The organism is Aminobacterium sp. UBA4908 (genome assembly GCF_002398115.1).
GTDB lineage: Bacteria > Synergistota > Synergistia > Synergistales > Aminobacteriaceae > Aminobacterium > Aminobacterium mobile.
The window spans coordinates 1-11860 of record NZ_DHCG01000002.1; the positions used below are offsets into that span (position 1 = coordinate 1).

Here is an 11860-nt window from a genome sequence, read left to right on the forward strand (position 1 = left end):
GCTGCGATTCGTCATCGCTCACTTGCCCCCTCCCTCAATTTATTTTCCGATATTATGTTTTTCAATATAGAATGAGCGACTGTATAGGGGTCCATTTCTTTTTCAAATACAGCCTTTACGTGAACATCTGCGCCATGGTTTTCCCATGAATGTTCAATTTTTTTAGCTATTTCGCGGCTCATAATATCTTTTATTTCCTGGATTACTTTGTCCTTCATTCTCTTTTCCCCATGAGAACTTTGTTTCAGGAATTTTCTATGCTCTTCCATCCCTTCCACGAGCTCCGTAACCCCATCTCCTTTTTCTGCTACCGTAGTATAGATAGGAGGGCGCCAATCCGGTGTCCCTATGAGGTCTAACATGAGCTTTATTTCAGTTACAACTTTTTCAACTCCGGGACGATCTGCTTTATTAACTACGAAAAGGTCAGCTATTTCCATAATCCCGGCTTTCATTATTTGAATGTCATCTCCCATTCCTGGAACGAGAACGAGACAAACTGTATCAGCTAGCTTAACAATATCTATCTCTGATTGTCCGACTCCAACTGTTTCTATAATAACTACATCTTTGCCACATGCATCTAATATTTCCACAGCTTCTCGAGTGCTTCGGCTAACTCCTCCCAAGGAACCTCGAGTTCCCATACTACGAATGAAGACTTCTGGATCGTTAGCATGTCTTTGCATTCGAATTCTGTCTGCAAGTATGGCGCCGCCACTAAAAGGGCTAGATGGATCTACGGCTATGACACCCACAGTACGCCCTTTTTTCCTGAATTCAGCGATGATTTTGTCTACAAGAGTGCTTTTGCCGGCGCCAGGGCTTCCAGTGATGCCTATAATGAGAGCACGACCTGTATGAGGATAGAGATGTTTTATAATCTCTTCCCCCTCGGGCTCTTCATTTTCTACAAGAGAAATAATGCGAGCCAAAGCTCTAACGTCACCTCGTAAAGCTCTTTCAGCAAGGACGCTCACTGTTAAACAGTCTCTTTCGCACGTTTTTCCGCTACTGCTTTTTCTAACCATTCAGCGCATACAGTTGTAGGAGTTCCAGGGCCAAAAATAGCTCCAGCTCCCATTTCCAAGAGGGCGGGTATATCAGCGTCTGGAATAACCCCTCCTCCGAAAACAATAATATCTTCTGCATGACGCTCTTTAAGCAACCCAATAATTTTAGAGAAATAATAAGCATGAGCACCAGACAATATACTGATACCTATAGCATCAGCATCTTCCTGTATTGCTGTATCCACTATTTGCTCAGGTGTCTGACGAAGACCAGTATAAATAACCTCCATACCTGCATCGCGGAGAGCTCGTGCTACTACTTTAGCTCCCCGATCATGTCCATCAAGACCGGGTTTGGCAATAACGACTCGAATTTTCTTTTCGGCCATAGCTCATTCCTCCAATTACAGAATAATATTCTCTGTATATTCACCGAATTCTTCTCGTAGTACTCCGCAAATCTCACCCTCTGTTCCGTAATTACGCACTGCTTCCAATATGAGAGGCATAAGATTTACAGATTCATCTCGAGCAGCTTTTCTTATATTTTCTAAGGTGTTTTTAACCTTTAAATTATCTCGTTTTTCTCGAAGTTCTTTTAATTTTTGAACTTGCCTTTCTCCTACAGACTCATCCACCTTTAGTAGATTCATATCTGCATGATCTTCTTTTATCTGGAACTTGTTGACCCCAACTACAATTGCGTCTCCGCTTTCCACAGCTTTTTGATAAGAATAAGCAGAATCTTGAATGTGTTTCTGTACATATCCTTTTTCTATGGCTATTAACATGCCGCCCATGTTATCAATTTGAGAGATATATTCTTCTGCTCTCTCTTGGATTTTATTGGTAAGAGACTCGATAACATAACTCCCAGCGAGTGGATCAATAGTATCGGCTACCCCTGATTCATATGCAATAATCTGCTGCGTTTTTAAAGCAATGCCGACACTTTTCTCTGAAGGAAGAGCAAGGGCTTCGTCCATACTATTAGTATGGAGAGACTGTGTTCCGCCTAGAACAGCAGCTAAAGCCTGCATAGTTACTCTGACAATATTGTTTTCTGGCTGTTGTGCGGTAAGAGTAGAACCTCCGGTTTGCGTATGGAATCGCAACATCTGAGCTTTACGGTCTGTTACGCCAAAACGCTCCTTCATAATCTTGCCCCACATCCTTCTCGCTGCTCGGAACTTAGCCACTTCTTCCAAAAAGTCATTATGAGCATTGAAGAAGAAAGAAAGGCGTTGGCCGAACACGTTGGGATCAAGGCCTTTCTTCTGTGCTGCTTCCACATAAGCTATCCCATCTGCTAATGTAAAGGCTACTTCCTGAGCAGCTGTGCTTCCAGCCTCTCGAATGTGATAGCCAGAAATAGAGATAGTGTTCCATTTAGGAACATTATTGCTGCAGAATTCAAATATGTCGGTAATGAGACGCATAGAAGGTTTAGGCGGAAAAATATAAGTGCCTCTGGCGATATATTCTTTAAGAATATCGTTCTGTATAGTTCCTGAGAGTTTGTCCATAGACACTCCCTGCTTTTCACCCACACAAATATACATGGCAAGCAAAACACTCGCAGGAGCGTTAATAGTCATTGAGGTGGAAACTTTATCGAGAGGAATCTTGTCAAAAAGAATCTCCATATCAGCAAGACTATCGATGGCTACTCCTACTTTTCCGCATTCTCCTTGGGCCATTGGGTGATCAGAGTCGTATCCAATCTGCGTGGGGAGATCAAAGGCTACAGAGAGCCCTGTTTGTCCCTGAGAAAGTAAGTAACGATACCTTTCGTTCGATTCTTCTGCCGTTCCAAAACCTGCGTACTGACGCATCGTCCAAAGTCGCCCGCGATACATTGTCGGTTGTACGCCGCGTGTGTAGGGGTAACGGCCTGGATACCCGAGATCTCTGGCATAATTCAACCCTTCCAAGTCTGTGGGATCATAGACGCGATTGAGAGGAATATTTCCTCCCGTTCGGAATTCTTTCCGACGTTCAGGGCGTTTTTCCATAGTTTTAGCTACTTGGGCTTCATACGCTTGTTTCAATTCTAGAATTTCTGGGATATTTTCTTTTTTAGACATACATCCTCGCCTCCCATTATAAAAAGCTGCGTAAAATACCACTGTTTTTTAATAGGTTCCTACTATTTCTGGCCATAAAGGCAACCAATTTCGCATTTGTAATAGCCCTAAGTCTATATAAAGAGACAACATGGATTGTTCCGAATAGCCCGATACCCCTTTTACTGCAGGGAGGGACATTTCTATTGAGAGAATCTTGTTTTTTACTTGGGAAGCGGCTGCTAACTCTGGCGTGGGTGCTACGGTTCCACCAGTCAAAGCAGCGGCTCGCTCCATCCACATACAAGCACCGCCATCAGATACAGAAAAAGAGAGGGCTATACCATTATGAATACAAAAAGAAACAAGCGACGCAAGTTCCTCTGGTTCTAAAATAGAAGCTTCAGAAAGAACAATGTGCCGAAGGGTTTCTTTTTGTCGCTCCCATATCTGTCGGATACGTTCTATAAGAGGGACAGCTTTTTCTGCGGTAATTTCTATGAAAGCAATCTGGCTATATTGAATAGAGGGTAAAAGTGATACTGTAGGCTTCATGTTTTGTCCTCCCCAAACAGCAGATGCGATAAAAGGGTTCTGGTTGCTATATGCATAATACGGAGCAGAAAAAGCGCCTTTCAAGCGAAGATAATCGGAGCCGTCGTTGTTTCTTTGAAGAGTAGGTTCATATGCAAAGAAAAAACCTTGTGACAGAGTTGGGTCTGGAAGAGGCCATATTTCCCAAAGATATAGACCTCGAGTGTCCACTCCCCAAATAATGTCTCTATCCCGCAATAGAGACCAACAACCCGACATATCCACAGAGAGAATAGAGGTTTTACTTTCATTTTGAGAGAAACAATTTTTTACTTGCATAAGGCTTCCTTTATCCGAGACAATGAACAAAGATCCATCTATTCCCCACTCTATATCCCGTGGCTGCGAGATGCAAATATTTTTAATCTCACGAGTAACTTTATTAAGAAGAAAGACAGTGTCATTATTGCGATCAGCAATAGCTATCCACGGACCATAAGAAGCAAGAGCCGAAGGTTCAAAAGGTTTTTTTGTTGACTCTGGAACCCATGTATTTTTAATCTGAAGGTCGGGATAGGAAACAAAAAGAAGATTACGGCCGCTTATATTCGCCACAATAAATTCTGAATCTGATTGCCATACTATGTCTGATACAGTGCAAGAAAGAGCTCCCAGCTCTTCTACTTGAGGTGCAGTGGCATTATCTGACAAAGAGAGACGATACACTTCCCCCCTTCTTCCCATGACAAGGAGGATTCGCTCATTCATAAATACTGCTGACGCAGGTTCTTTTACAGGTGAAGAAATGACAGAACCGGTTTCAGGTGAAAAAAACCAAAGAATATCGCCTATTTGATCAGGAAGCGCCCATAATCCATTTGAAATTACCCCCTTACCTAAACCTTGTATATTAATAGGCTTAAAAAGAGATGTGTTTGCTGTCTGTTTTAGTTTTTTTTGTAGGATTTCCCACTGAAAAGAAGAGTCTATATTTTTGAAAAGACAAGTATTGATATAGTCTTTTTCCGTAGTTAAATCTCCAAGTAAACGTTGAGCTGAACTATCGTTGGGGCGCACTTCCATATAATATCTTAAGGTACGTTTAGCTTCATCCAACTGACCTATAGATTGTAAGTTAAGGGCCTTAAGCAGATAATAGTCAACCATATACGTATTTAAATCTAACGCCTGATTCAAGTAATCACAAGATCCCCAGTAATCGCGAGAGAGAAAAGCAGTATAAGCCTTAAGAAAATATTTTTCGGCCTCTTGACGTTGAGCTGGAGGCAATTCTAACGCATGTATTTGAGAAGAGAAACATATTAGTATAGTACTTACAAAAAAAATGGGAAGGAAGATAATTATAAATTTTTTCATAATGTCAATTCACTCCTGCAAAAGAATAAAGACCTAATATAATAGCACCAGCAATAAGGAATCCTAAAAGCATGCGGAGATAAAAAACCCATATTTTACCTCCAGGCAAATCTCCTTTTCTGATTTTTATTACTAATTTAGCAACAAAAAGGGCACCTAAAAACATCCCTATAGCAGTAAGAGCATTAGAATTTTGTACGGGCATATTTAATCCCTCTTTGTAAGATATTTTATCAAAATCAATGTAAGCATAACGCATATAAAACTATAAAACTACTCAAAAAGTATATAGTGAATTATATAACTATAAGATAATAATGATAAAAATAGAAAATACAGAAAGCCGGAATATATTCTTCCGGCTTGGAAAGGTTTTATTGGGAGGAAGCTTCTTTGACGTCGTTTTGACCGTCAAGATGTATTTGTTTTAACACAGAGATAGCTACTTCAAGAGCTCGTTTCCCATCCATAATTCCTACAAGCGGTTGTTTCCCTTCCCTTACACAGGTGACAAAATGCTGTAATTCTAATTTAAGAGGTTCGCTTTTGGGAAATACAGGATGTTCTATAACTTCTACAAGACTTCCATTTTCATGTCTTACGCAACGGTTGATAGATACATCTTGTGTTTCATAGTTGATAGCTAGATACCGTTCAGGTTCCATTATTTCAAGTTGCCGAAGCCTCCGCTCAGAGACTCGGCTTACAAGGATATGAGCCATAACTCCATTTTTAAAAGTTATTTGAGCTGAAGCTATATCCTCATGATCAGTTCGTATACATCGTCCCGTGGCTGAAAGGTTTTCTATCTCCGAATGAACCAAAGATAGGATGATATCAATGTCATGGATCATGAGATCCAGCACAACACCAACATCACTAATACGAGGAGAAAAGGGACCTAGACGTCGAGACTGAAGAAATAAAGGTTCCTTTACTACTTTCGATGTGTATTGCACTGCACTATTGAATCTTTCAATATGACCTACCTGTAAAACAAGATCTTCTTCAGCAGCTACCCGCAGAAGCTCTTCTGCCTCTTGTACAGTTGTCGTTACCGGCTTTTCTATTAAAACATGAATCCCATTCAAAAGGGCTTTTTTAGCAATTTCAAAATGAAGGCTTGTTGGTACAACTACACTGACTGCATCTGGCCGTGCCTTTCGAATAAATTCATCCATGTCGGTAAAAAAGGGGACGCCTAAATTTTCTCCTATCGCAGCTGCTCTGGCCTCGTTCTGGTCGACTACTCCTACTAATTGAGTTCCAAGCAACTCGGTATAAACTCTGGCGTGGTGCTGTCCCAGGTGCCCCACACCTATGACACCCACTCGTTGCAGATCCATTTGGGGATCACTCCTTGCGACTTTGTCGGTAATACTCTATGAGTCTTCCTCTTTATATATTCTCACAGTTATATATTTAAAAGTGGCATAATTATAGCGAGGCAAGAAAAAACATTCGAGAGTGCAGGTCGCCTCGCCTATAAGAATAACAAATTTTTTCGTCTTTATAAGTACAAATTGGTATAGAGTTAATGTTTTTTCCCTGAAGCCCCTCAACCTGAAGCTGCTCTCTTATGGCTCCAAGTAAGTTAAAATAAATTCGTTTTCCCTCTTTTCGATAAAAAAAGGAGGATAAATTTTTAATCCCTTGGTGGGACCATTCATCACCTTCGTCCCTCCAATATGTCTCCGTCCCTATGCCAGGACCCACCCAAGCGTAAACTCGGTTGAAATTTTGTTCTTTTATATGAGAGCGTACAACAGCCATACCAGAACTCACTATGTTGCGCACAGTTCCTTTATATCCTGAGTGCAACATAAGTACCCATGGTGTCGGTACAGGAGACGCTATAAGTACTGGCATACAATCAGCATAACGTAGACTCCCTTCATAATCTGTACCTGATAAAAAAATACCGTCAGCATGAGGTCGTGCAGGTAGTATATTATTTTGAGATGGTAAAAGAATATCTACCCCGTGTACTTGGTGAGGGGCTATGGTTTGTCCTGAACCCTTTCCTATAAAAGCTATATTCGCCTCAATAAGCTGACGAGAAAGAAATGGATCTCCCTTTGCCCTTTCCATGAGAGGCCCCTTCATAAAAATACGGGCTCGGAAAAAAGGCTTTTCTTCCGGACAAAGATAGGTTAATATATGCTGTCTATCAATACATGAAAGATTATAGGCGCGTTTCATGATAGAAAGGGTAACAATGGTCTCTCTCCATAAGACGTGTTCTTACATAGCCTATAAGATAAAGACTCCCACAACATACAACTATATCGCTCGCTTCTCCAGCTTTTTTTATGGCTTCTATAGGATCAGAAATACCCTCTGGGGTAAAAGTCCATTCATAATGACTAGCTTCAGCGCAAAGAGATTCTGCTAGAGCAGATCGCTCCATCCCTGGGACCTCTGTGCATATTAATCGAGGTCTTAGATGACTCAATCTTTCGAGTGCCTTGTTATGCTCTTTATCTTTCATGGAACCATAAACAATGGTTAGCTTTTTTTCGGGTCTATAGATACCGAGAAAAGAAAGACTTTCTACAAGCCGGGCGATACCATCATCGTTATGTGCTCCGTCAAGCAATAAGGGAGGATCATACGGGACTAGCTCCATTCGACCTGCCCATTGTGTGTGAGTAAGTCCGTCGTAAAGCGCTTGTTCCGAAATTTGAGGGAAGACAGAGCGTAAAATAGAGAGACTTGCTATAGCCAAAGATGCATTTTGTATCTGATATAAGCCAATGAGAGGGGTATGGATATGAGGATAACATTTCCCTTCATTCTCTTTGTTTTTTAGAGAAAAGGTGGAGCCTTTTAAAGAAGATTCTTCCTGTTGCCACTCATAAGATTTAGAGACAACTACTCCCTTAGAATGTTTTTTATCTGCTTCTTTTTCAAAAAGAGATATGAGAGAGGAAGGTTCTCCTGTAAATATCGCCGGGGTTTGTTCACGTATAACGGCGAATTTCTCCATGGCTATGGCTTCTAACGTTGTCCCTAGAAAATCCATGTGATCCATGGAAATAGAAGTAATTACTGTAAGGAGGACATTCCCTAACGTATTGGTAGCGTCTAATCGTCCTCCCATTCCCGCTTCTATAACAGCGATATCTACATGAGCCTCTGCGATGAGAACAAAGGCGACAGCAGTAAAGACTTCGAAGTACGTGGGAGGATCTTGTGATAAGGCTTTGTCATTGCAAATGGTATTTATAACCTTTTCAGCGCCACGCTGCCATTCTTCTGATGTAAGCATACTCCCGTTTATTAAGAGGCGCTCTCCCATATGAATGAGATGTGGACTTGTGTACATGGCCGTTTTAAGCTCAGCATGGCGAAGGACCGACTCCATGTACGCGGAAGTAGACCCTTTCCCGTTAGTTCCTACCACATGTATAGCGGGAAAACTATTTTCTGGATGGCCTAACAGAGCAAGCAAACGTGATATACGCTCCAAGCCCGGGTGAATACCCGGGCTTGCATAAAGAGCCAATTCTTTTTCTATATTTTCGTACTTATAATAGTTGTTCATTATCCTCAGGACCTTTTTAGACTGCTAATATTGTCACGTATTCTTTGATAACGGTTCTGGTTATCAGCTAATCGGATGCGTTCTTTTTCCACTACTTCTTCTGGTGCTTTTGAGATAAAGTTTTCGTTTGCGAGTTTTTTATTCATTTTTTCTATATCTTTCGCGAGACCTTGAAGCTCTTGTTCAAGGCGCTCTATCTCAGCTTCGATATCAAGTAGCCCGCCTACTTCAAGGCTAATTTCTCCATTTGCGACAACAGAAGCCAAGCAACCGTGAGGTTTTTCATCGCTGTCTCCTATAATTTCAACAGCTTTTACTTTAGCGAGAAGTGAGATCATATCCATGTTTTTGTGAACAATATCTCTTAGTTTTTCGTCGTCTGTTTGTAAAATGACTCGATCTATCTTCTGTTGAGGGGCTACTCGAGCTTCGGCTCTCAAGTTACGAGTAATTCTAATGAACTCCTGTAATGTGCTCATTAGACCATCGTCTTCTACTGAAAGCAACTCGGCAGAAGAGACAGGCCACGAAGTTCTCTCAATAGAGTCTTTGCTGAATCCAAAGATGTGCCATAATTCCTCCGTGAGGAAAGGTATAAAAGGATGCATCAACTGGAGCACTGTCCTGAAAACATATTCTACAACTGCCTGAGTGTCTTGTCTGCGTTTTGCCCCTTCATCGCTTTTCAATGCGGGTTTCGACATTTCCAGGTACCAATCGCAGAGATCCCCCCAAATGAAGTCATAGAGCAACCGAGCCGCTTCCCCGATAAAATATCCATCTAGAAGTTTTGTTACTTCGTTTATGACATACTGGGTTCGAGAGAGAATCCAGCGGTCATGAAGCCTCATGGACTCTTTTTGGGGAAGAGGCTTTATTGAACAGTCTTCTTCGAGATTCATCAGAGCGAAACGACTGGCGTTCCATAGTTTATTCATGAAAAGTCTGTACGTTTCTATTTTATTAGCACTGAGCAAAACATCTCTTCCTTGAACTGTAAGAGCTGCCAATGTCATGCGAAGAGAATCGGCCCCGTATTTCTCGATCATAGTAAGAGGATCGATAACGTTCCCTTTTGACTTGCTCATTTTTTGCCCGTCTTCGTCTCGAATCAACGCATGGATGTACACTTCTTTGAAGGGTTCCTCATCCATGAACTCAAGTCCCATCATGATCATTCGAGCGACCCAAAAGAAGATAATATCAAAAGCTGTAACGAGTAAAGATGTGGGGTAAAAATATTTCAGCTCCTTTGTTTCATCTGGCCAGCCAAGAGTAGAAAAAGGCCATAAAGCACTACTAAACCACGTATCAAGAACATCTTCATCTTGATGTATGTGAGAGCTTCCGCACTTTTCACATGTGGTGGGATCTTCTTCAGAAACTGTGATGTGCCCGCAGTCATCGCACGTCCAGGCAGGAATTCTATGTCCCCACCATAGTTGGCGAGAGATACACCAATCTCTAATATTCTCCATCCACTGATAATAAATTTTTTGCCACTGCTCAGGGATCCATGTTATTTTTCCTTCTTCTACCGCTTTTATTCCTGCGTCAGCAAGTGGTTTAGCTTTAACAAACCACTGTTCAGAAAGATACGGCTCAACCATGGTATGGCATCGATAACAATGCCCTACTGAATGTTGTATTTCTTCAATTTTTTCTATAAGATTTTGTTTTTTCAAGTCCTCTATAGTATGTTCCCGAGCTTCCATAACAGAGAGCCCCTTGTAAGATAGGGCGTTTTCGTTCATAAAGCCATCGGCATCTATCACCTGGATTTGCTCGAGGTTGTGACGTTGTCCCACAAGAAAGTCGTTCGGGTCATGAGCTGGGGTGATTTTTACGCAACCTGTCCCAAATTCAGGATCCACCATGATGTCTTCAATAATAGGAATCTCTCTATTTGTTAGAGGAACCCGAACTTTTTTCCCAATAAGATGTTTATACTGCTCAGCTCGAGGATGAACAGCTATTGCCACGTCGCCAAGAATGGTTTCTGGACGGGTTGTTGCAACGATAAGAGCCCCTTCTCCATCTACAAAGGGGTACTTCACATAGTAGAGATGACCTGCTACGTCTTCATGTTCCACTTCTATGTCAGATAAAGCAGTATGGCAGCGGGGACACCAGTTAATAATATAGCGCCCCTTATAAATAAGCCCTTTCTTGTAGAGTCGTACAAAAACAGTACGAACAGCTTTGGAAAGACCCTCGTCGAGAGTAAATCGCTCTCTATCCCAATCACAGGAGTTGCCAAGTTTTTTCATCTGCTCAATAATGCGGTTACCATACTCTTCTTTCCACTCCCAGACTTTTTTTACAAACTCTTCCCGTCCCAGATCATGCCTAGAGATACCCTCTTTTGCCAGAGAGCGCTCTACCACATTTTGAGTTGCTATACCAGCATGATCTGTGCCTGGCAGCCAAAGAACGTTATATCCTGCCATCCGTTTGTATCGACAAATAATGTCTTGAAAAGTATTGTTGAAAGCATGGCCTATATGAAGAGAGCCTGTTACATTGGGAGGAGGTATCACTATAGAAAATGCTTCCTTTGATGGATCTACTTCAGCATGGAAAAGCCCTGTTTTCAACCACCATGAATACCATTTATCCTCAATGGGTGTAGGATCGTAGTTTTTTTCTATTTCTCTAATACGTGTAGCCATTGAAAGTCCCCCTCCATAATCTATTTCTTAATTCTTCACTGGGAATTTACAGTATTTACTCTCCGTCAAGGTAATTTGTCAAGAATTGCCTAAGTTCGACAATTCCCGTTTTATCTTGGGCAGAAACAATAAATGGGACTTCTATAGATTTTAGTCCGTCTCTAATATAGGCATGAAGGAGCCCTTTACGGCGTCCTTTCGCTATTTTGTCGGCTTTTGTAAAAACAACAAGCACAGGGACATCTATTTGAGCTGTCCACTCTTGTAATTCTCTGTCTTTGGGCAGTAATCCGTGACGGAAGTCCACAAGATGAATAAGTAATCTAAGTGTTTGACGCCGAAGGATGTAGTCTTCTATAAGATGGGCCCATATGCCTCTCTCTTGGTGACTCCTTGCAGCAAAACCATAACCAGGAAGATCTACAAGTATAAAATCTTTTGCAGCCGTTATCTTATAGAAATTAACGCTACGAGTTTTACCTGGAGTAGCGCCTATATGAGCAAGCTTACTGTCTGTTAAAGCGTTAAGCAACATAGATTTACCTACGTTGGAACGCCCAGCAAAGGCAATCTCTGAAAGAGATTCCCCTGGGAATTGGTCTTGTTTAAAAGCTGTTGCAAGAAGTTTGGCATTCCAACTATAAGACATAA

Annotated in this window: 10 protein-coding genes; all 10 read right to left on the reverse strand. The window is 41.5% G+C overall.

The window, feature by feature from the left end:
* Window positions 1–11 precede the first annotated feature (11 nt).
* On the reverse strand, window positions 12–980 hold the full coding sequence (gene meaB / locus B4J50_RS00810; protein ID WP_286847563.1) for a methylmalonyl Co-A mutase-associated GTPase MeaB: 969 nt from the start codon (window positions 978–980) through the stop codon (window positions 12–14).
* 2 nt (window positions 981–982) lie between these two features.
* Window positions 983–1402 (reverse strand): cobalamin B12-binding domain-containing protein, encoded by a 420-nt coding sequence (locus B4J50_RS00815; RefSeq protein WP_024822287.1) that lies wholly within the window; start codon window positions 1400–1402, stop codon window positions 983–985.
* Between the two features lie 15 nt (window positions 1403–1417).
* Entirely contained in the window at window positions 1418–3100 is a 1683-nt protein-coding gene (locus tag B4J50_RS00820) for an acyl-CoA mutase large subunit family protein (RefSeq protein ID WP_286847564.1), read from the reverse strand.
* Between the two features lie 48 nt (window positions 3101–3148).
* A complete protein-coding gene (locus B4J50_RS00825; protein WP_286847565.1) occupies window positions 3149–4990 on the reverse strand; it encodes a tetratricopeptide repeat protein in 1842 nt (613 codons plus the stop codon).
* 4 nt (window positions 4991–4994) lie between these two features.
* The gene (locus B4J50_RS00830; protein WP_286847566.1) at window positions 4995–5195 is read right to left on the reverse strand and encodes a flagellar biosynthesis protein FliR; all 201 of its coding nucleotides are present in this window, start codon (window positions 5193–5195) and stop codon (window positions 4995–4997) included.
* A gap of 169 nt (window positions 5196–5364) precedes the next feature.
* Complete coding sequence (locus tag B4J50_RS00835) at window positions 5365–6336, reverse strand: Gfo/Idh/MocA family protein (RefSeq protein WP_024822283.1); 972 nt, start codon at window positions 6334–6336, stop codon at window positions 5365–5367.
* A 91-nt stretch (window positions 6337–6427) separates the two neighbouring features.
* Entirely contained in the window at window positions 6428–7192 is a 765-nt protein-coding gene (locus B4J50_RS00840) for a polyphenol oxidase family protein (protein ID WP_286847567.1), read from the reverse strand.
* Window positions 7176–8537 carry a bifunctional folylpolyglutamate synthase/dihydrofolate synthase gene (locus tag B4J50_RS00845; protein ID WP_286847568.1) on the reverse strand — a complete coding sequence of 454 codons (1362 nt, stop codon included), beginning with the start codon at window positions 8535–8537 and terminating at the stop codon, window positions 7176–7178. The genes B4J50_RS00840 and B4J50_RS00845 overlap by 17 nt, the downstream gene beginning before the upstream one ends.
* A gap of 5 nt (window positions 8538–8542) precedes the next feature.
* Window positions 8543–11209: a valine--tRNA ligase gene (locus tag B4J50_RS00850; RefSeq protein WP_286847569.1), complete on the reverse strand. Its 2667-nt coding sequence runs from the start codon at window positions 11207–11209 to the stop codon at window positions 8543–8545.
* Window positions 11210–11264: 55 nt separating this feature from the next.
* Window positions 11265–11858, reverse strand: a complete 594-nt coding sequence (yihA, locus tag B4J50_RS00855) for a ribosome biogenesis GTP-binding protein YihA/YsxC (RefSeq protein WP_286847570.1) — start codon at window positions 11856–11858, stop codon at window positions 11265–11267.
* Between the last annotated feature and the right edge of the window lie 2 nt (window positions 11859–11860).